We start from the raw sequence: 19,997 nt of genomic DNA, 5'->3' as shown, positions 1-19,997 counted from the left end.
TTGGAAGAGCAAGATCATTTATACTTTAAAAACAGTAACGAATGGCGCAAATGGTTGCACGAGAACCACCATTCGGCAACCAAAATATACCTTATCTTTTATAAAGTGGGCAGCGCTATGGAAAGCATGCGTTGGGAAGAAGCCGTGCAAGTGGCCATTTGTTATGGTTGGATAGATTCTACCGTAAAACGATTGGACGATGAACGCCGCCGCCAAATGTTTACGCCGCGCAAAGACAAAAGCGTTTGGAGCAAACTCAATAAAACGTATATCGAAAAACTCATAGCTGAGGACTTAATGCACGAAAGTGGTTTGCGCAAAATAGAAATCGCCAAGCAAAACGGTTCATGGGAATCATTAGACCATGTGGAGAACCACATCATGCCCGACGATTTAAAGTTGGCTTTTGAACAAAACACCACTGCGTTAGAAAACTACAATAAGTTTAGTCCGTCCTATCGAAAAAGCTATCTTTATTGGTTAAACCAAGCCAAACGGGAAGCCACCCGAAGTGCTCGAATTGCTGAAATAATTTCGCTTTGCGAACAAAATATCAAATCGCGCGGCACCTTTTAAATTTGGTACCAAAATCATTACTTATCACAAACAAAAATGGTTTAGTTTTGTGCCTATAAAAAGCATCCCCAATGATTAACCCTTCAGTTCACGGTTGGATAGACAAGTTTTTTGCTGAGCAAAATCAGTTGGAGCATTCGTTTCCGTCAAACGAAACGGATTTCTACACCCGAACCCGAACGACAGGATTTATTTTTGGGCATGTGGTTGGTTTTGACGCTTCGATAGCCATAGCAACCAAAGACCGATTGCCGCAGGAGTTGTCAAAAATTGGGATGCTCAATACGCTTTACCAAATGTACCGCTTGATTACCCAAAAAAATGAGGCGGAAGATTTTATTACAGAAGCTGTTTCTTTTTACTACTCGATGATTCCCAAAGGATTTAATCCATTAAAAAAGATGTTGGAATCGAGTTCGAATTCGAGTAAGTTGGAGAAAATCATCCACGACCGTGTGCAGACCAATGAGGACCTGTTTAGCAAAAACTTCTCCCATGTGATTACCAATGCCTTATTGTTTATTGACGTATTGGCTTTCAAACAACACCTGGAAAAAGGCAACGTACCCGAGAAGTATTCGAACAAAATTGAAGACATTGTTATCAGTATTATTTCGCTTTCGCTAAAAACCAAAACGGGTATTTCACAACACGATGATTTGTTGGCTAAACTGTTTGAGTCGTCGGTTCGTTACAATAAATTTGCCACTACCACTTCAACCTCTATTGAGCATTTAGACTTAAGTTATCTTTCTAATAACTTAGAGAAATACTATGCCATTGACTTGGCCGGTATTAGTTTATGGAGTGATGAAAAAGTAGAAAATGAAGAACGGTATTTTTTGTTCAAGCTAGGCGAAACTATCGCTATTCCTGATGCTTTTATCTTAGAAAGCATCGCCTTTATCAATGCCTTTATTGTACGGTACAAAAAGGAAATTCCGTATTTCAATTTCTCCAATCCGGTGAAACATTTTTATGATCAGACTACCGAAAGTGTGGTGGTTTTAATTAACCGAAACAAATCGAGGTTGCTGAAAGAGATTTCACAGAGTAAAGAACTGATGCAATTACTGGCCAAATCAACCCACAAAGATTTAGACAAGGAAGAGAAAAAGAAAATCAAAAAACAAATCCTTGACATTTGCAAAACCATTCCGTCCTTAACCATTTTTTTGTTGCCCGGCGGTGGTTTACTCTTGCCTATACTGATTAAGTTTATTCCCAAAATGATGCCTTCGGCCTTTAACGAAAACATAGAGGATTAAAAAGGGTCAGTCTACAAAAAGGATTCGGTTTAAAGCGGGTCTTTCTTTCCGGTTGGGTAAATTCAGTTTACGGTATTCGGAGCTTTCACCATTTTCCATTAGCGATTATTAGTTACAAAAAAGTTTTGTACCACAAGCTATTTACTGTTAGATGGTTTGTACCATTTTAGGGATGGCATGAAACTGTTACAAAACCATACCACTTCTCTCATAGCCATTATTGGTTGGGTTTCTATTAAATATGCCGGTAAATGATGCGGGTTTGTTCATTAAAATATTTTATATATCTTATTAATAATATAAATAAAAATATATGAAATGGAATATTGAACTTTGCCCCGAACAAATCATAAAATAAAACTATATGACTAGAATTACTGTGGCAAAAGGAGATGGCATTGGTCCGGAAATTATGGACGCTACTCTGGAAATCATCATGGCGGCCGGCGCTCAACTGGAGATTGATGAAATTGAAGTAGGAGAAAAAGTATACTTATCCGACAATACTTCCGGGATTGCCTCTAGTTCATGGGAAACCATTCGCAACAATAAAGTTTTTTTAAAAGCGCCTATAACTACTCCACAAGGCGGAGGCTATAAAAGTTTAAATGTTACCACCAGAAAATTTTTAGGATTGTATTCCAATGTAAGACCCTGTGTGAGCTTACACCCGTTTGTGGAAACCAAACATCCCAAAATGGACATTGTGATTATCCGTGAAAACGAAGAAGATTTATATGCCGGTATTGAGCACCAGCAAACGGATGAAGTAGTTCAATGTCTAAAATTGATAAGCCGTCCGGGTTGTGAAAAAATAGTTAGGTATGCTTTTGAATATGCCAAAACCTATGGTCGTAAAAAAGTAACCTGCTTTACCAAAGACAATATCATGAAGCAGACAGACGGATTGTTTCATCAAGTTTTTGATGAAATTGCGGCAGAATATCCGGACATTGAAAACGAACATTGGATCATTGACATTGGAGCCGCAAAAATGGCCGATACGCCCGAAGTATTTGATGTAATTGTAACCTTGAATCTTTATGGCGATGTCTTATCAGACGTAGCAGCACAAATTGCCGGTTCCGTAGGATTGGCCGGTTCCGCCAACATAGGCGAAGAGTGCGCCATGTTTGAAGCCATACACGGTTCGGCCCCAAGAAGAGCCGGCCAAAACGTTGCGAATCCATCAGGTTTATTAGAAGGCGCCGTGATGATGTTAACTCATATAGGCCAAACGGAGGTAGCCGAAAAAGTGCAGAACGCTTGGCTAAAAACCATTGAAGATGGGATACATACTTACGACATCTACAAAGAAGGCACTAGTAAACAAAAAGTGGGCACTAAGGAATTTGCCCAAGCGGTAATAGCTAACCTTGGTAAAAAACCTACCCTATTAAAAGAAGTCTCTTATAAAAAAGACACCGGTTTAAATCTTCCGAAATACGTTAAAAAACCGGCTAAGGCTAAGGAATTAGTTGGAGTTGATTTGTTTGTCCACTGGAATGGAACAGACCCCAATGCACTTGCAGGCGAAATGAAAAAACTTACTACCGACAATTATCAATTGAGCATGATTACTAATCGTGGGATTAAAGTATGGCCCGACGGCTTCAATGAAACTTATTGCACCGATCACTGGCGTTGCAGATACAAACCGGTAAACGGAGCACCCTTTTTAAAAAGCAGCATCCTTAGTTTACTGTCAAAAGCCGAAGAGAGCTCAATTGACGTAATAAAAACGGAAAACCTCTATGAATTTGATGGAAAAGCGGGGTATTCCTTGGGACAAGGACAATAAAATTGAACTAATTAAAAAAAATTAAAATAGCACTAATGGAAAACAATACAGCCTACAAATTAATTGACGGTAAATTCTCTTCGGAAGATGCAGACAGCATTTTAACAGCCCTATTTAATTATAAAATTGACTATCACCAAAGAGAAGATTTCAGTAAACACATTCGCTTTAACCAGGATATTGAACATTCTAAAAAAAGAGTTCTTGAGCTTACTGAAACCAAAGAAACCATCAAACAATTGATTGCCGATTCAAAGTCGAACAATTTAAATTTGGTTATCAAAGGTGAAATTACCATCCAATTTGAAAAACAATAATGTTTGAAGGTAGAAAACTTCTCATTGCCACAAAGCATTCAAAAGAGCGTGTAATAGCGCCTATTTTGGAGGAAAAGTTAGGCGTTACTTGTGTAGTTCCGACTGATTTTGACACCGATTTATTAGGCACTTTTACCGGTGAAATTGAACGAAAATCGGATGCTTTAACAACGGCTAGAGAAAAATGTTTACAGGCACTTGAGCAAACCGGGTACGATTTAGGCATTGCCAGCGAAGGATCTTTCGGACCACACCCAACGGTGTTTTTTGCCCATGCAGATGAAGAAATTTTACTATTTATAGACTTAAAAAATAATTTAGAAATATCCGTACGAGAAATTAGTCTCGATACAAACTTTAATGCAACAACCTTAACATGTTATCATGACTTGGTTAAATTAGTAAATACTGTCGGCTTCCCCGAACATGCGGTAATCTTAAAAAGTACAGAAAAAGGCATTACAACTTCAGTGAAAGGAATCCAAACATGGGAATTATTGGAATCGAGTTATCACAAACTTGCCGCCAATAATTCCCCAGTTGTTGCTGAAACAGACATGCGAGCGATGTTTAACCCGAGACGAATGAAAGTTATTGAAAAAGCCACTCTCAAGCTGTCCGAAAAAATAACCTCGCTTTGTCCGAATTGTCAAACTCCGGGCTTTGGTATAGTAGAAGCAAAAAGTGGTTTGCCTTGTCAATGGTGTAATCAACCCACCAAATCAACCTTAAGTTATTTATACCAATGTAAGCGCTGTGACTATACCTCGGAGACGCTCTACCCTAATCATAAAGAAACTGAAGATCCGATGTACTGTGATTTTTGCAACCCCTAAGTATGAATCGAGAAATTTTAAAAGCCATTGCACTATTGAAAGCCTCCGAAAATATTGCAATTCCAACCGAAACCGTTTACGGATTGGCAGCGAATGCTTATGATGAAATAGCCATAAAAAAGATATTTGAAACTAAAGGAAGACCGCTTTTTAACCCTTTAATAGTGCACATCCATTCAATCGACTATTTGGATAAAGTCGCTAATTCTATACCTCCAAAAGCCCAAGTTTTAGCGGAGCATTTTTGGCCGGGTTCTCTGACTTTGGTGTTGCCTAAGAACCATAACATTCCTGACTTGGTAACTGCCGGAAAAGCTACGGTAGCTGTGAGAGTTCCCAATCATCCTTTGACTCTAGAATTGTTGCACAATTTAGATTTTCCATTAGTAGCGCCTAGTGCTAATCCGTTTGGGTCTATTAGTCCTACTACGGCCCAACATGTCTCGGACTACTTTCAGGAAAGAATTCCTTTGATTTTGGATGGTGGTGCTTGTCAGAACGGTATAGAATCAACCATCATCGGTTTTGAAGGTGATGACCCCATACTGTATCGCTTAGGGGCGCTTTCATTGGATGAAATTGAATCGGTTATTGGAAAAGTGAAAATTAAAACTACTAATGAAATAAGCCCGGAAGCACCCGGAATGCTGTTAAAACATTACGCGCCTTCCACCGAAACTATTATAGTGGATGCTATTGAAAATTTTATTCAAAACAACCAAACGAAAAATATAGGAACTCTGACATTTTACAAAGCAGTTTCGAGTGAAAACGTGGTCCATCAAGAAATTGTATCCCCCAAAAAAAATTACAAAGAAGCAGCTGCAGAATTGTATAAAGCCCTGCACAGGCTGGATAAAATGAACTTGTCTCTAATTGTTGTAGAGCGTTTTCCCAATGAAAGCCTTGGACAATCCATAAATGATCGACTTGAAAGAGCCACTAAAAAATAAACCATGAACTTAAATTTACTTCTTGATAATCTTACCAATCCCGCACTACTTTTTTTCATATTGGGTATTCTCGCTGCCCGATTGAAAAGTGATTTGGAAATTCCTTCTAATACTTCAAAATTTATTTCGCTTTACTTGCTTTTTTCCATTGGCTTTAAAGGCGGACAAGAATTAGCGCACAGTCATTTTGATATGGAAATCATTTGGTCAGCGCTTTTTGGAGTACTGATTGCGGTGGTCATTCCTGTTTATAGTTTCTTTTTACTGAAGCGAAAATTCAGTATAGAAAACTCAGGTGCTATTGCAGCAGCTTATGGCTCAGTAAGTGCTGTAACGTTTGTCACAGCGGTTTCTTTTCTGGAAATTCAAAACTACAATTACAGCGGGCATATGGTAGCCATAATGGCCTTAATGGAAGCGCCTGCTATTATTGTTGGGGTTATATTAATGCGATTGTATGATAAAAAGGCTGAAATAAAAACAAAGCTTAGTGCTGTAATTCGGCACTCATTAACCAATGGTAGCGTACTGCTGATATTGGGTAGTTTAGTAATAGGTTATTTGGCTAGTGACCAACAAGCGATGGGGATTAAACCCTTCACCACGGATATTTTCAAAGGATTCCTGGCTATTTTCCTGTTAGATATGGGTATCATTAGCGGCAAAAAATTAGATGTGTTTTTCAAAAGTGGTTGGTCACCAATGGTTTTTGCCATTGCCATTCCATTACTCAATGGAGTATTAGTGTCGTATTGCAGTCAATTGGTGACCCAAGATATAGGCAACCGATTTATATTGGCCATCTTAGCTGCAAGTGCTTCTTATATTGCGGTACCTGCAGCTATGAAAATAGTGGCGCCAAAAGCTAACCCCGGTTTGTTTTTACCTATGGCTTTGGCGGTGACTTTCCCTTTTAATATCACCTTTGGGATGCCCATTTATTTGACAATAATTCTAAATTCTTAATGTGTAGTAAACATCGTCTAGTTGGTAAACTTTAGGCGGTATACTTCATCCAACTCTTCGTTAGAGCTCATGTTTACCCCCAAATCTGTAACGTAACCGGAATTCAAACCGTAAGTCCAACCATGTAAAGTCAAATCTTGTCCGTTTCGCCATGCGCCTTGAACAATGGAGGTTTTGGCTAAATCAAAAACTTGTTCTTGAGCATTGATTTCCACAAATTTATTAAAACGTTCATCTTCATCTTTAAATGAATTTAAATAATCCTCATGCAAACGGTAAACATCTTTAATGTGACGTATCCAGTTGTCTATTAACCCTATCGATTGGTTACCCATAGCCGCTTTGACACCACCACAACCGTAATGTCCGCAAACAATTACATGTTTAACTTTCAAAACATTTACGGCATAATCTAATACACTTAACATATTCATATCACTATGGATCACCATATTAGCAATATTTCTGTGCACAAATACTTCTCCCGGTTTAGCTCCGATAATTTCGTTTGCCGGTACTCTACTGTCTGAACATCCAATCCACAACAATGGCGGTTGCTGACCTTTGGCTAAATCTTTAAAGTATTCTACGTCGATAGCCAATTGGGACTCTACCCATTTTTTGTTGTTGTCTAATATTTTTTTATAAAAATCATTACTCATAATAGTATTGTATTTGGTTAGTTTATAGCTGTTTATTTGGAAATACCGGTTCCATTTTACGTTTCATAACATTGTATCTATGCTCAATAGTCACCGTATTCTTGTTGCCTTGAGAATCTTCTAAATTGTAGGCTTTTTTAAAGCCAACTAATTTAATATTTATATTTAATTCTTTGGCTTTTATTTTTTTGAATTCTTTGATTAAATCTAAAATATCATGAGCAATATATACCGTATCGGTAGCATTTATAATAACTATTGAATTTTCGGGCAACTCACTTAAAGTAGATTTGATGGCTGATTTATTCAAAAAAGATACTTCTTGTGCCAAATCAATATGAATAATATCTCCTTCTCTGTATTCTTCCTTCCTGAATTTATATGCGCGTTTGGAATTTCCAATTAATACAAATAGGATATTGATTACCATCCCTAAAGCCACTCCACGCAATAAATCGGTAAAAACAACAGCCACAAAAGTTAAAATAAAAGGAATGAATTGGTAGATTTTATCTTTCTCCCAAAAATGCTTGATGATTTTAGGATTGGCCAATTTGTACCCTACTAAAAGTAATACGGCAGCTAAAGTTGCCAAAGGAATCTTATTCAACAAAATAGGAATCGTTAAAACACTCACCAACAATAACACGCCATGAATGATGGCAGACATTTTTGATTTGGCTCCGGCGGCGGCATTGGCAGAAGTACGAACTACTACTGAAGTCATGGGCAATCCGCCCAATAGTGAACTGATGATGTTACCAATCCCCTGCGCTTTTAATTCGACATTAGTGTTGGTATATCGCTTTAATTTATCCATTCTGTCAGCTGCTTCGATACACAATAAAGTTTCGATAGAAGCCACAACAGCAATAGTCACTGCTACAACCCATACTTTACTGTTGGATATGGCTGTAAAATCAGGGAATATCACTATTTCTTTGAATTCCGCTAAAGAAGTTGGCACTGGTAACGAAACCAAATGTTCCTCGGTGATGGCTAAACTGCTTCCTGATTTTAAGAAAAACTCATTTAATAAAATCCCAACAATTACAGCCACTAAAGCTCCCGGAACTAATTTCAGCTTCTTTAAAAAGCTTATTTTATTCCACGAAATTAATATCGCCAATGACACCAACGTAATGACCAAAGAACCCATTTGTATGTGGTCTAATATGCCAAATATTTCGGCAAATGTATTTTGACCATCAGGTTGTATAAAAGATTCGTCGCCTTCATAATCATTATCGTAACCAAAGGCGTGCGGAATCTGTTTTAGAATAATGATTACCCCGATACCGGCCAACATTCCCTCAATAACATTGGTTGGGAAATAATTAGAAATGCTGCCTGCTTTGATAAAACCGAGTGCCAATTGGATAAATCCGGCTATCATCACCGCCAATAGAAAAATATTAAAGGCTCCTAAATCGGTAATGGCGGTTAAAACTATGGCGGTCAAACCGGCTGCCGGACCGGAAACACTTAATTGAGATTGGCTTAAATAGCCGACTACAATTCCGCCTACGACACCTGAAATAATACCTGAAAATAATGGTGCGCCGGAAGCCAGTGCAATACCTAAACACAATGGCAACGCCACCAAGAAAACCACTAAACCTGAAGCGAAATCAGATTTTAGGTTGGCAAAAAGATTGATTTTTTTCATACCTGTAAATTAATTAATACACAAAAGTATCGCGTGTGCGAAACCCTAACGGAAGCATTAAATTAACTCGGGCGGTGGAGAGAATATTTCTTCGGCTACATTGTCATGCCATGACAAGTTCTCGGAAATGATTTTAGAATTTGTATTTAACTTTAAGGTTGTAAAAGGATAGTCAAACTGTTGCTTGAATCCTTTTACTTCTTTTAAGTCTTTGTGAATCTCTTCTTCGGCAAAACTATAAAATAAGGAGACATCTGTACTTTTCTTAATCAAAGTTACCACAGTAGGTGTTGACAGAAAAGAAACAAATACAATTAATAGTAATCTTGCTATATATTTCACGGTGCTAATGTAGTAATACGAATACTTGGAAAGTTCTTTTTAATTAAAATTTAACATGAAAATAAACATCATTTTTTTGATAACCGGTTGCGATTTTTTATCAAACTTGAATCAAATTTACATAAAAAAAAGAGAAATATTATGGTCTTAGTACTATAAGTTAAATTGATAGTTTTTATCTTTACATCAAATTTCACTATACGATGACTATCACCCAACTTAAATATGTTTTGGCTGTAGCCGAACACAGAAACTTCACCTTGGCCGCTGAAAAATGTTTTGTAACGCAACCCACGCTAAGCATGCAAATTCAGAAGATTGAAGAGGAATTAGCCGTTCAAATTTTTGACCGAACCAAAAAACCAATTCAGCTCACTGAAATTGGACAGAAAATTGTCAACCAATCTAAAAACATAGTCAATGAAGCCGATAGAATTCAGGACATAGTAGACCAACAAAAAGGATTTATAGGAGGTGAATTTCGTTTGGCCATCATACCGACCGTCATGCCCACCTTACTGCCCATGTTTTTGAACAATTTTATCAAAAAATACCCAAAGGTAAAGCTCATCATAGAAGAATTAAACACCGCAGAAATTATCACCAAGTTGAAAAACGGTCATTTAGATGCTGCCATTGCTGTTACACCTTTGGAGGACGAAAAGATCAAAGAGATTGTCTTGTACTACGAACCCTTCGTTGCCTATATTCCGGAGAACCACCAGTCGTTTCACAAAAAAGAAATTGAAATCAGTGATTTGAATGTAAATGAAATTTTGTTATTGCAAGATGGTCATTGCTTTAGAGATGGGATATTAAACCTGTGTAAAAATTTAAACAGTGACGAAAAAAGTCATTTTCAAATAGAAAGCGGAAGCTTTGAAACCTTGATTAAATTAGCCGATGAAGGATTAGGCACAACGTTGCTGCCTTATTTGCACACCTTAGACTTACCGGCTAAAGATACCTTAAAGCTAAAACATTTTGTAGAGCCAAAACCGGCAAGAGAAGTGAGTTTGATTTTCCCGAAAAATGAATTAAAAATTCACATCATTGATGCTTTGAGAAGTAGTATATCAGGGGTAATTAAAGGTGCCATTACTTTTCAAAACGTTGAAATCATCAGTCCACTACAAAAAAAATAAGGAGCTGTTGCACCAACTCCTTATTTTATTTCTGTTAACTAACTACAGATAAACAATCTTTTAATTCCGGATGCTCATTAGTAAAGAACTGAAGCCATTTTCTCAATTGTTCAATTTCATAGGGTAGCAAATTTTTTACGGCTTTTTTAAGTTCCTTAGCAAAAAGAATCGGGTCAAAACTTACTCGCTCGAGTACAGATTTAGTGTAATCGTAGATCATTCTAGGCATAATGGTTAAGATTTGGGGTTATCTTATTGTAAGAACGTTTAGTAAAAGTAAGATAAAAAATCTTTTAACGCACTAAAAAAAGTTAAAAAACATCGTTTAATTACTTTATTTATCGACAAAATACACTTTTTGTGATTTTAAATAACTTTTATCTTACAGATTACTAAATAGAACATAAAAAAAAGGAATCGTTTAAATTCCTTTTAGTTTTATTATTTAACATTTAAGATACATTGTCTAAGTTCCGGTTTTTCTTCGGTAAATTTAAGCAACCAATGGGTTAGCTCTTCAAGTTCATAAGGTAATAAGAACTTATAGGCTTTAGCAAGCTCTTTCCGAAAAAGGCCAACATCAAAACTTACTCTTTTTAACACAGACTTGGTATGGTCTAGCATTTTTTTTGACATAGAGCGCATTTAAATTTTAGGTTAAGAAATTAGATAAGAACGAGTAATTGTTTTATCAAATTTATTGAAAAAAAAATGAGCGCAATAGAAAACGTTGTTAAAAATAACTTCAAGAAAAGTTAATTTTTTACCGATGCTTTGGTGGCGCGCAACATCTCTCTTTTGCCCGGAGCACCGGGTAACTTTTCTACAGAAAATCCTGCCGATACCATAGCCTTTTTGATTGAAGTTCGGCATGCATAAGTAACCAAAACTCCATCGGATTTTAAAGCCTTGTACATGGCAGCAAATATCGCGTCTGACCACAATTCAGGTTGTACTCTGAAGCCAAAAGCATCGAAGTAAATCAAGTCGAATGCATTATCATCTTTTATGTCTTGGAAAAACTGTTGGCGTTTGGTAAGGGTAAAATCAGGAGAAATCATATTCTTCACTTCCCAATCGGTTTGGTGTAAAAGTTGAAATATAGGGCTTTCCTTATCCTCAATTTCTTGGGCATAATTCATTTGTAAAGCTTCGGCTAAAATTACCGGATAGGCTTCTACTCCAACGTAATTAATCGTTTGGTTGTTTTTTTTGGCTTCTAAATAAGTGATAAAAGCATTCAATCCGGTTCCGAAACCTATTTCTAAAATAGCAATGGGCTTTCCTTCGAAAAGAGAAAACCCATTGTTTATAAATACGTGATAAGCTTCTTGAATGGCACCGTGTTTTGAATGATAACTCTCATTCCATTCCGGCAAATGAATGGTCGTAGAACCATCTTGTGTTTGAATAATTTCGCGTTTCAAAATTATTCTTTGATGTATAGTTTTTTAATTCTCGGAATTGGCCCGCCACATTTTTGTTGGTGACATTGGATACAAGCATCCACACCGGTATTAAAGTGTTTTTTAGCGTTTTGGGGATCTTTATAAATCATTTCCTGAGCCTTGATAAACTTAGCCGCTTGTTCTTTGAAAAAAGCATCATTCTCTGATTCATCAGTCATCACTGCCTCATGAATTCTTAAAAAATGTTGCGGAAACTGACCAATGGTATCGCCCTTTTGGATGCGCTCTTTTAATCGTTTGTTGTCCACGTACATTTGCTCCATTAAAGCAGCCATCTCTGACATTTGGTACATCTCCAACTTCTTTTCTGATTTAGGCTCGCATTTTTCTGCAGCAGCATCCGATTCCTTATTTTGACAAGATATGACAGATAAGGCTAAAAAAAGAAGCACTAAAATTACGACAATAACTTTCTTCATCGATGCTTATTTTTTGATGTAAACACCATCAGCCAAAAAAGAATAGGTTACTTCCGGTTTGGTTATTTTAGCGATTTCTTCTTTAGATTTTCCGGCATCTTTAGCATAATGTTTTAGTTCTTCAACAGAAACCACATCAACAAAAGCCTTACCGTTCACAATAGCTTTGCTGTCATCGGCATTCAAAGGAACGAAGAACGCATAATCTTTAAATTTCACAAAAGAACTGTCGTCTCCGGCTAATTCCATTTTCATCCAACACCCTTTCTTTTTACAAACCGATTTGATGGTAGATTGAAATTGTACCGTTATAGTATCTCCTTTTTTAAGGTTTTCATATTTTTTCATCATTTCGTCTTTAGTCAAAATCTTGGTTACTTTAAATTTTTCACCAAATAAAGTATAATCCGTTGCTTTGAATACTTTAGTTGGTGTTTTAGATTTTGATTGTGCTAAAGCATTACCACCCATAAATAATACGATGGCGATTAAGAATACGTTTATTTTTTTCATGTTTATCAGTTTTAGAATTACAAAAGTAAACCAATTAACAAATACACATACTATAATGACAAATAAATTGAATATTTAATGAAAATTTAAGACAAAAAATAAGCCTCAAAAGAGAATTTGAGAAAAAGCATTCAATATTTTTTTAGGGTGCTACTGACTAATATTTTTTTATTAGTTTTACAAAAAACTAACAATACAACTTATAATTCTGAGAAAAACTACCTAATAAATTGACTTACAATAAATTAAATCATTTTTTCTCCCAATACCTATCTTTAAATGATGTTAAAAACACCTTCCGAAATCGATATAGTTAGAGCTACTGCTACTAAAATAAATGAAGTCGATTTTGAAAATCTTGCTTTTGGAAACACCTTTACCGACCATATGTTGGTCTGTGATTTCAGAGAAGGACAATGGCAAAAACCCATTATCAAACCTTACGAACCGTTCCTAATTGATCCTTCAGCTAAAGTGTTTCATTATGGTCAAGCCATCTTTGAAGGCATGAAAGCTTATAAAGATGAAAATGATGATGTTTGGTTGTTCAGGCCGGATGAGAACTTGCACCGTTTTAACAAATCTGCCAAAAGAATGGCCATGCCCGAAGTACCGGAAGACATCTTTATTGGTGGTTTAAATGCCATCCTTGATATGGAAAGAAATTGGGTAAAGAAAGGGTTAGGCAACACTTTATACATCAGACCATTCATGATTGCGATTGGTTCTGGTGTTATTGCGCAACCGTCAACCCAATATAGATTTATGATTATTCTTTCACCGGCTCGTTCTTATTATTCGGGTGAAGTGAAAGTAATTATTGCGGAACATTTCAGTCGTGCTGCCAATGGTGGCATTGGTGCGGCTAAAGCTGCCGGAAATTATTCGGCCCAATTCTATCCGCAAAAATTAGCTCAGGAAAAAGGATTTCAACAAATCATTTGGACTGATGATGCCACGCACACCAAACTGGAAGAAGCCGGAACTATGAATGTCTTCTTCAGAATCAACGATACTTTGTATACGGCACCAACGAGTGAAAGAATTTTAGATGGTGTAACGCGAAAAAGCTTAATTGACTTAGCCAAACGCGAAGGGATTAAAGTGGAAGTACGTTCAGTATTGGTAGAAGAACTAGTAAACGCTGCCAAAGACGGAAGTTTAAAAGAAATTTTTGGTGCCGGAACTGCTGCTGTTGTAAATCCGATTGTTGGATTCCAATACAAAGACGTGTATTATGAATTGCCAAAATTAGAAAACTCATTCGCGTTAGATTTAAAAGACAAACTGACAAAAATACAATACAAATTGGCTGAAGATACTTTTGGCTGGACAGTTAAGGTATAGTTGATAGTTGCAGTCACAGTTTATAGTAATAACAGCTCCGGGGAAACTCGGAGTTTTTTTATTTCAATTTACCCCGATTACAGCAACTGAAAAGCTACTTCAAATACAATAAAATGCTGAAGAGAAAAAAATGTTATTACTATAAAACAACCGGAATTCTTAACTTTATCCTTCATTATCTATAAAAAAAATTAACCAACACTAATATGAAGACTTCATCGCTAATTTTCAGACGTTTGACTTTTAAAGAATTTGAAACACTGGTTAATTGGGCTGCGCTGGAAGGATGGAATCCCGGATTGTTCGATGCTGAGATCTTTTGGGCCACTGACCCGGAGGGCTTTTACGGTTATTTTGAAGGCGATACGCTTATTGGCGGCGGTTCTATTGTTTCCTATGACGGAGAGTTTGGTTTTATGGGTTTCTTCATTGTTCATCCGGATTACAGAGCAAAAGGCATTGGGCGCAACCTTTGGCAACAACGCCAGGATACTTTGTTGGCGCGTTTGCAACCCAACGCGGCAATCGGTATGGATGGTGTGGTAGCCATGCAACCCTTTTACCAAAAAGGCGGTTTCAAAATTGCTTATCGGGATGAGCGTTATGAAAAAACGGGATGCTTCTATCCTACTAATCCCTTAGTACAACCTTGTACCGAAAAAGATTGGAAAGGTATCAATGCTTTAGATTTAGAATGTTTTGGCCTAAGGCGTAAGCGCTTTTTAAAACTTTGGCTCGAAGCTACCAATGTTAAGACTTTTCAATATACAGTCAACGAAAGTTTATTAGGCTTTGCGGTGATCAGACAATGCCAAACCGGTTATAAAATTGGCCCTTTGTTTGCCGAAAATGAGACTGTTGCGGCCGCTCTTTACGAACGCTGTCTTAGCGAATCGATTGACAAACCCGTATTTTTAGACATACCGGTTTGTAACGAAGCCGCAGTGAATTTGGTACAACAATACAAAGCAACTTATGTCTTCGAATGTGCCCGAATGTACTATGGTACGCCACCAAATTCAGCTTTAAAAAAGATATTTGGGATTACCAGTTTTGAGTTGGGATAACAAACACAATCGATAAAAATACGGCATTTGACTTATGCCAATTAAGGATAAAATAAGTATTTTTGGTTGTCTTGTTTTAGTCTATATTATCCTTTATGAAAGCGATTTATTCCCTACTCTTTTGCTGTATTTTTTACAGTAATTATGCCCAAGATCCAACTACACCCGAAGGAGGATTATTTGACTTTTTATACAACCTTAAATCTCCTGAATTACCTGAACAAAAGGGTAATCCTTATATGTTTGTGCGCAAAGGCAACACTGCTATAACCATAGAAGGCGATTTAAAAGAAAGCAAACCGGCTAAGGTTAAATTCAGTGATGGAACTTATGAAGGTAGTGTGGTGATGTATAATAAAAAAGAGAAAGAATTTAAACTCAAAACAGGAATCTATACGTTTACCAACGGTGATGTTTACCAAGGCGATTTTACCCATAACAGTGGGATTTATTATACTAACGGCACCTATCTATTTAAAAACGGTATTAAGCTGGTTTTTTCACACCAACCCGGAAAAATACAGTATTACGAGAATGTAAAAGGGGTTTACCATTACCAAAACGGCGATTCTTGTACTGTTGATTATTATGACAACGAGGTGGGATTTCATTATTATCCTAAAACAGGCGCTCACTATTATGGTTCTATTGACCGTAAAACGAGAACCTTGCTCCCTTCCGGTTATGTAAACTATTATCATCCCGGTGGAGTTACTTACAAAGGAAAATTAAAGAATAGTCTCCCTGATGGTTGGTGGCTCGGGTACAACCAAAAGGGCGAACAAGTGCAAAGTGCCTACTTTAACAAAGGAAAACTGATTGGTGTAGTAGATGTAACCCCATTAGAAAGAACAGCGCAAATAGCCTTTTTCATCAATAACAAGATGATTACACCGTCGATTAGCAGGGTCAACAAAAACGGCAATGTGGTGTATTGTTATAAAGGCGATGGGGTAAACGGTGACTGTGAATTATTTGAAACGGATTGGAATGACAAACCCAAATTTTACATCACCAAAGGCACTTTTAAAGACGGACAACTACTAGGCGATGCCACCCGAACCACTTATGACCACGAATTAAACGCAATAGCCTATGGCAAAGGGAAACTGGTGAATTATTTAGTGGATGGAGACTATATGGAGGCCTCCGTTGACAGCAAAAACAGTTTCGTTGGAAAGTATGCCCAAGGGATAAAAGTCAGTGGCATGGAAACCTTTGAAGACGGACGAATTTTTAACGGAAGCTACCTCAACCAGTTGCCTAAAAACGGAAGTATGACTTTCCCCAACAAAGAACGTTACGAAGGCGAATTTAACGAAACCGGAATGCGTGGCGCCGGAAAATACTTTTTCACCAATGGAGAGCGTATTGAGAGTAGTTATTTTCACAATGAGTATGCTGTTGGCTGTACTTATTACAAAGCCGATGGCACTAATTATTTCGGTGAATATGACTTTAAAAAAAGGGAGTTTTCTACAAAAGACTACATAGCCGATTTTAAAGTAATGATGAAAAGCCTTGACGATGCTAAAAATCAAACGGCCCAACAGCAACAGCAACAACAAAGTTACAGTCAAGGCCGCACTTGCGGCAGTTGTAACGGAAGCGGTAATAATGTAAATACTTGCCCAATGTGTAAAGGCAACGGCCAATCGGACACTTGGGTAAAAGTAGATAGTTTTGGTCGATACTCGGGCAAAGGCACTTGTATATATTGCCGCGGAAATGGTACAATCAGTGTGGGCAGTTGTGGCACTTGCCACGGTAGCGGCAAAGTAAATTAGTTATGTTTTGTTGAAAAGCTATTGGTGCTAAAACTATTTTCTCTCTCCGATTTGTTGGCGCCACATGGCGTAATACAATCCTTTTTCTTCAATTAAATCGAGGTGTTTTCCTTGCTCGATAATTTGTCCTTGCTCCAATACAAATATTTTATCCGCATGCATAATCGTAGACAAACGGTGTGCAATCAGAACCGTTATTTGGTCTTGTTTAGAAGAAATGTTTCTGATGGTTTGGGTGATTTCCTCTTCGGTTATTGAATCCAAGGCTGAAGTGGCTTCATCAAAAAGCAGTAATTTCGGGTTTCTTAACAAAGCTCTGGCAATAGACAACCGTTGCTTCTCACCACCGGACACTTTGATTCCGCCCTCGCCTATGGTAGTGTCGATGCCTTTTTCGGCACGTTCTAACAGATTTTGACAAGCGGATTTTTGCAAAACATCGTTTAGTTCTTCCGCTGTCGCCGTTGGTTTTACAAACAATAAATTGTCTTTTATCGTTCCTGAAAACAATTGTGCATCTTGGGTTACAAAGCCTAATTGCTGTCGGAGTTCGTTCAAATCAATGTCTTTGGCGTTCTTTTCATTGTAAAAAATAGAACCCGATTCCGGCGTATATAATCCGACTAACATTTTAACCAAAGTCGTTTTGCCACTTCCTGACGGACCAACAAAAGCGATGGTTTCACCGGCTTTGGCTTCAAAAGAAATATCTTTCACGGCATAAGTCATCGCCGATTGGTGTTTGAAGGATATATGTGAAAATCTCAAGTGATTGATAGAACCTATTGTTTGCGGATGCAAAGGTTTGCTTTCACTTTTCGCATTCATCAACTCGCTAAAGTTGTCCATAGAAGCTTTGGTTTCGTTGTAGGTTGCAATCACATTTCCCAATTCCTGCAACGGATTGAATAAAAAGAAAGAGAAAAACATCAACGTGATTAAATCGCCGGGTTTGATAATGCCGTTAAAAATGAACATGTATAGGGCAAATACTAAAGTCGTTCTCATAAAATGCACCGAAGTACCTTGGATAAAACTTAACGAACGAATAAAACGCACTTTTTTCAATTCTAATCCCAAGATTTTAATAGTAGTGTTGTTCAATCGATTGACTTCTTGTTCGGTTAGGCCTAAGCTTTTCACCAATTCGATATTTCTAAGCGACTCAGTTGTAGCGCCGGCTAATGCAGTGGTTTCGCCTAATATCTCACGAGAAACCTTCTTGATTTTTTTGCCTAAAAAAGAACTCACCAAAGCAATAACCGGAACGGTAGCTAAGAAAATCGGTCCTAAAAGCCAGTGGATGTTTATGGCATAAACCACTACAAAAACAATCCCGATAAGCGTTTGAAAAACCATAGAAATAGACAACGTAATAAACTTCTCGCAATCGGTTTTTACCTTTTGCAACTTGCCTAACGTTTCACCACTTCTTTGGTCTTCAAAATCTTGGTAAGGCAATTGCAGTGCTTTTTGAATGCCATCGGTATACATTTGAGCACCCGTGCGTTGGATGATAATATTGGTAAAATAATCTTGGAAGTTTTTAGCAATTCTCGACATCATGGCGGCTCCCAGTGATAAGCCTAACCAACCTAAAACTGCTTTGACAAAAGTTTCTTGGTTGTGATTGAAATTGGCCACGCCTACGCCACATTCATTTAATAATTTACCAATAATAATCGAATCGAATAGAGAAAAGCATTGGTTGATGGCGGCTAAAAAAAGAGCCAAGAACAACAGTAATTTGTGCTGCTGTATGTAAGTATATAATATTTTCATAGTTGTCTAAAAAACGGAAGTGCAAAACTACGATACTATTGGCTTCCTGATTTTATTTTTGAAAAAATTAACTATTTAACAGTCTAAAACAAACCATCTAATTTCTTAATCTAGGTTAAGTGTCCCGGATTGAAACCCGGCATACCCTTGCCTTGTTCAAAAGAAGTATTAAAAACTACTTTATAAAAACAAGACTTTAATTTAATTCATTAAAAATAAAAAACAATGGCAAAAGCAACTTGGGCAATCGACCCTACACACTCAGAAATAGGCTTTAAAGTAAAACACATGATGTTTACTAATGTATCCGGAAAATTCAATTCGTTTGAAGCGGCAATAGCAAATGATGATGAACAATTTGAAACCTCAGCGATTACTTTTTCGGCTGAAGTAAGTTCAATTAATACCGGAAACGATGATCGAGATAATCACTTGAGAAGTGCGGATTTCTTTGACGTTGAAAACTTTGGAACCCTTACTTTTAAAAGCACCGACGTTAAAAAAGTAAACGAAGGCGAATACAAAATCAGTGGTGATTTGACTATTAAAGACGTAACCAAAAACATCACTTTAGACGCCGAATACAGTGGTTTGATGAAAGATCCTTGGGAAAATACTAAAATCGGGCTTTCTTTAAATGGTAAAATCAATCGAAAGGAGTTTGGCTTGACTTGGAATGCTGCTTTAGAAACCGGTGGTGTTTTGGTGGGTGAAGACATTAAGTTGAATGCCGAAGTACAGTTTGTAAAAGAGTAATGAAAATTATATAACAATTAGCCGGAATTTTGCAACGCAACTAGGGTAGAAAAGCACCAAATTTGTTTTAACAAAAAAGCAATGTTGTTGGGTCAAGAGAAGAAAGCAGTCACCAAATTATAATTTGGTCCTAACCAATAACAAGGCTATGATAAAGAAAAAACCGTCACGAGGGATCGCGACGGTTTTTTTATATCCTTTTCCTTGAGCAACTATTATGTGACTATTTCCAATTTGTTCTATATAAATATTAACGTTTGTTCTACAAAAGATTGTCGTTTTAACGGTATTAAATTGTAGTTCATCGGATTTGTTTTGTTTA

Annotated in this window: 21 protein-coding genes; 12 read left to right on the top strand and 9 right to left on the bottom strand. The window is 37.1% G+C overall.

Annotation, left to right across the window (positions count from 1 at the left end; genetic code table 11):
• The 7 genes from ICG50_RS10490 to ICG50_RS10460 all read left to right on the top strand — a co-directional run bounded on the left by ICG50_RS10490 (nt 1) and on the right by ICG50_RS10460 (nt 6,717).
• Nucleotides 1-576, top strand: coding sequence for a YdeI/OmpD-associated family protein (locus ICG50_RS10490; protein WP_187660869.1), 576 nt, complete (start codon nt 1-3; stop codon nt 574-576).
• 71 nt (nt 577-647) lie between these two features.
• Nucleotides 648-1,844 (top strand): LETM1-related biofilm-associated protein, encoded by a 1,197-nt coding sequence (locus ICG50_RS10485; protein ID WP_187660868.1) that lies wholly within the window; start codon nt 648-650, stop codon nt 1,842-1,844.
• 364 nt (nt 1,845-2,208) lie between these two features.
• Nucleotides 2,209-3,645, top strand: coding sequence for an NADP-dependent isocitrate dehydrogenase (locus tag ICG50_RS10480; RefSeq protein ID WP_187660867.1), 1,437 nt, complete (start codon nt 2,209-2,211; stop codon nt 3,643-3,645).
• A gap of 35 nt (nt 3,646-3,680) precedes the next feature.
• Nucleotides 3,681-3,962 carry a hypothetical protein gene (locus tag ICG50_RS10475; RefSeq protein WP_187660866.1) on the top strand — a complete coding sequence of 94 codons (282 nt, stop codon included), beginning with the start codon at nt 3,681-3,683 and terminating at the stop codon, nt 3,960-3,962.
• A complete protein-coding gene (locus ICG50_RS10470; protein ID WP_187660865.1) occupies nt 3,962-4,798 on the top strand; it encodes a DUF6671 family protein in 837 nt (278 codons plus the stop codon). Before ICG50_RS10475 ends, ICG50_RS10470 begins: the two co-directional genes overlap by 1 nt.
• A gap of 2 nt (nt 4,799-4,800) precedes the next feature.
• Nucleotides 4,801-5,751 carry an L-threonylcarbamoyladenylate synthase gene (locus ICG50_RS10465; protein ID WP_187660864.1) on the top strand — a complete coding sequence of 317 codons (951 nt, stop codon included), beginning with the start codon at nt 4,801-4,803 and terminating at the stop codon, nt 5,749-5,751.
• A 3-nt stretch (nt 5,752-5,754) separates the two neighbouring features.
• A complete protein-coding gene (locus ICG50_RS10460) occupies nt 5,755-6,717 on the top strand; it encodes a sodium-dependent bicarbonate transport family permease (RefSeq protein ID WP_187660863.1) in 963 nt (320 codons plus the stop codon).
• A gap of 17 nt (nt 6,718-6,734) precedes the next feature.
• Here the strand turns inward: ICG50_RS10460 and can are convergent, their stop codons facing one another.
• Genes can through ICG50_RS10445 form a run of 3 tightly spaced genes read right to left on the bottom strand, consistent with a single transcriptional unit; the run spans nt 6,735 to nt 9,390 of the window.
• Nucleotides 6,735-7,379 carry a carbonate dehydratase gene (can, locus tag ICG50_RS10455; RefSeq protein ID WP_187660862.1) on the bottom strand — a complete coding sequence of 215 codons (645 nt, stop codon included), beginning with the start codon at nt 7,377-7,379 and terminating at the stop codon, nt 6,735-6,737.
• 22 nt (nt 7,380-7,401) lie between these two features.
• Nucleotides 7,402-9,048, bottom strand: a complete 1,647-nt coding sequence (locus tag ICG50_RS10450; RefSeq protein ID WP_187660861.1) for a SulP family inorganic anion transporter — start codon at nt 9,046-9,048, stop codon at nt 7,402-7,404.
• Between the two features lie 57 nt (nt 9,049-9,105).
• Nucleotides 9,106-9,390 carry a hypothetical protein gene (locus tag ICG50_RS10445; protein WP_187660860.1) on the bottom strand — a complete coding sequence of 95 codons (285 nt, stop codon included), beginning with the start codon at nt 9,388-9,390 and terminating at the stop codon, nt 9,106-9,108.
• Between the two features lie 203 nt (nt 9,391-9,593).
• On the opposite strand from ICG50_RS10445, the gene ICG50_RS10440 reads away from it, so the two are divergent.
• Nucleotides 9,594-10,535, top strand: a complete 942-nt coding sequence (locus tag ICG50_RS10440) for a LysR substrate-binding domain-containing protein (protein ID WP_187660859.1) — start codon at nt 9,594-9,596, stop codon at nt 10,533-10,535.
• A 34-nt stretch (nt 10,536-10,569) separates the two neighbouring features.
• Here the strand turns inward: ICG50_RS10440 and ICG50_RS10435 are convergent, their stop codons facing one another.
• The 5 genes from ICG50_RS10435 to ICG50_RS10415 all read right to left on the bottom strand — a co-directional run bounded on the left by ICG50_RS10435 (nt 10,570) and on the right by ICG50_RS10415 (nt 12,936).
• Nucleotides 10,570-10,764 carry a hypothetical protein gene (locus ICG50_RS10435; RefSeq protein WP_187660858.1) on the bottom strand — a complete coding sequence of 65 codons (195 nt, stop codon included), beginning with the start codon at nt 10,762-10,764 and terminating at the stop codon, nt 10,570-10,572.
• Between the two features lie 212 nt (nt 10,765-10,976).
• Complete coding sequence (locus ICG50_RS10430) at nt 10,977-11,171, bottom strand: hypothetical protein (protein ID WP_187660857.1); 195 nt, start codon at nt 11,169-11,171, stop codon at nt 10,977-10,979.
• A gap of 119 nt (nt 11,172-11,290) precedes the next feature.
• Nucleotides 11,291-11,962, bottom strand: coding sequence for a tRNA (5-methylaminomethyl-2-thiouridine)(34)-methyltransferase MnmC2 (gene mnmC2 / locus ICG50_RS10425; RefSeq protein ID WP_187660856.1), 672 nt, complete (start codon nt 11,960-11,962; stop codon nt 11,291-11,293).
• Between the two features lie 2 nt (nt 11,963-11,964).
• Nucleotides 11,965-12,423, bottom strand: coding sequence for a hypothetical protein (locus tag ICG50_RS10420; protein ID WP_187660855.1), 459 nt, complete (start codon nt 12,421-12,423; stop codon nt 11,965-11,967).
• 6 nt (nt 12,424-12,429) lie between these two features.
• Nucleotides 12,430-12,936: a DUF4920 domain-containing protein gene (locus ICG50_RS10415; protein ID WP_187660854.1), complete on the bottom strand. Its 507-nt coding sequence runs from the start codon at nt 12,934-12,936 to the stop codon at nt 12,430-12,432.
• Nucleotides 12,937-13,215: 279 nt separating this feature from the next.
• Between ICG50_RS10415 and ICG50_RS10410 the strand changes: the two genes are divergently transcribed.
• From ICG50_RS10410 to ICG50_RS10400, 3 genes are all read left to right on the top strand, one after another.
• The gene (locus ICG50_RS10410) at nt 13,216-14,283 is read left to right on the top strand and encodes a branched-chain amino acid aminotransferase (protein ID WP_187660853.1); all 1,068 of its coding nucleotides are present in this window, start codon (nt 13,216-13,218) and stop codon (nt 14,281-14,283) included.
• Nucleotides 14,284-14,489: 206 nt separating this feature from the next.
• Nucleotides 14,490-15,350: a GNAT family N-acetyltransferase gene (locus ICG50_RS10405; RefSeq protein WP_187660852.1), complete on the top strand. Its 861-nt coding sequence runs from the start codon at nt 14,490-14,492 to the stop codon at nt 15,348-15,350.
• A gap of 95 nt (nt 15,351-15,445) precedes the next feature.
• The gene (locus ICG50_RS10400; RefSeq protein ID WP_187660851.1) at nt 15,446-17,137 is read left to right on the top strand and encodes an MORN repeat-containing protein; all 1,692 of its coding nucleotides are present in this window, start codon (nt 15,446-15,448) and stop codon (nt 17,135-17,137) included.
• A gap of 33 nt (nt 17,138-17,170) precedes the next feature.
• On the opposite strand, the gene ICG50_RS10395 is transcribed toward ICG50_RS10400, so the two are convergent.
• Entirely contained in the window at nt 17,171-18,919 is a 1,749-nt protein-coding gene (locus tag ICG50_RS10395) for an ABC transporter ATP-binding protein (RefSeq protein ID WP_187660850.1), read from the bottom strand.
• Between the two features lie 225 nt (nt 18,920-19,144).
• Here ICG50_RS10395 and ICG50_RS10390 point away from each other — a divergent pair, with 225 nt between their 5' ends.
• Nucleotides 19,145-19,675 carry a YceI family protein gene (locus ICG50_RS10390; protein ID WP_187660849.1) on the top strand — a complete coding sequence of 177 codons (531 nt, stop codon included), beginning with the start codon at nt 19,145-19,147 and terminating at the stop codon, nt 19,673-19,675.
• Nucleotides 19,676-19,997: the final 322 nt, after the last annotated feature.

It is taken from the genome of Flavobacterium buctense (genome assembly GCF_014486695.1).
In the GTDB taxonomy this organism is placed as follows: Bacteria; Bacteroidota; Bacteroidia; order Flavobacteriales; family Flavobacteriaceae; genus Flavobacterium; species Flavobacterium buctense.
Note: the sequence above shows the minus strand (reverse complement) of the source record. Positions and strands in the feature narration are given on the sequence as shown.

Bases quoted from the DNA above. Each gene is read 5' to 3' on its own strand.
- ICG50_RS10485 (WP_187660868.1), top strand. From the start codon at position 648: ATGATTAACCCTTCAGTTCACGGTTGGATAGACAAGTTTTTTGCTGAG.
- ICG50_RS10480 (WP_187660867.1), top strand. From the start codon at position 2,209: ATGACTAGAATTACTGTGGCAAAAGGAGATGGCATTGGTCCGGAAATT.
- ICG50_RS10475 (WP_187660866.1), top strand. From the start codon at position 3,681: ATGGAAAACAATACAGCCTACAAATTAATTGACGGTAAATTCTCTTCG.
- ICG50_RS10470 (WP_187660865.1), top strand. From the start codon at position 3,962: ATGTTTGAAGGTAGAAAACTTCTCATTGCCACAAAGCATTCAAAAGAG.
- ICG50_RS10465 (WP_187660864.1), top strand. From the start codon at position 4,801: ATGAATCGAGAAATTTTAAAAGCCATTGCACTATTGAAAGCCTCCGAA.
- ICG50_RS10460 (WP_187660863.1), top strand. From the start codon at position 5,755: ATGAACTTAAATTTACTTCTTGATAATCTTACCAATCCCGCACTACTT.
- can (WP_187660862.1), bottom strand. From the start codon at position 7,379: ATGAGTAATGATTTTTATAAAAAAATATTAGACAACAACAAAAAATGG.
- ICG50_RS10450 (WP_187660861.1), bottom strand. From the start codon at position 9,048: ATGAAAAAAATCAATCTTTTTGCCAACCTAAAATCTGATTTCGCTTCA.
- ICG50_RS10440 (WP_187660859.1), top strand. From the start codon at position 9,594: ATGACTATCACCCAACTTAAATATGTTTTGGCTGTAGCCGAACACAGA.
- ICG50_RS10435 (WP_187660858.1), bottom strand. From the start codon at position 10,764: ATGCCTAGAATGATCTACGATTACACTAAATCTGTACTCGAGCGAGTA.
- ICG50_RS10430 (WP_187660857.1), bottom strand. From the start codon at position 11,171: ATGTCAAAAAAAATGCTAGACCATACCAAGTCTGTGTTAAAAAGAGTA.
- ICG50_RS10420 (WP_187660855.1), bottom strand. From the start codon at position 12,423: ATGAAGAAAGTTATTGTCGTAATTTTAGTGCTTCTTTTTTTAGCCTTA.
- ICG50_RS10415 (WP_187660854.1), bottom strand. From the start codon at position 12,936: ATGAAAAAAATAAACGTATTCTTAATCGCCATCGTATTATTTATGGGT.
- ICG50_RS10410 (WP_187660853.1), top strand. From the start codon at position 13,216: ATGATGTTAAAAACACCTTCCGAAATCGATATAGTTAGAGCTACTGCT.
- ICG50_RS10405 (WP_187660852.1), top strand. From the start codon at position 14,490: ATGAAGACTTCATCGCTAATTTTCAGACGTTTGACTTTTAAAGAATTT.
- ICG50_RS10400 (WP_187660851.1), top strand. From the start codon at position 15,446: ATGAAAGCGATTTATTCCCTACTCTTTTGCTGTATTTTTTACAGTAAT.
- ICG50_RS10395 (WP_187660850.1), bottom strand. From the start codon at position 18,919: ATGAAAATATTATATACTTACATACAGCAGCACAAATTACTGTTGTTC.
- ICG50_RS10390 (WP_187660849.1), top strand. From the start codon at position 19,145: ATGGCAAAAGCAACTTGGGCAATCGACCCTACACACTCAGAAATAGGC.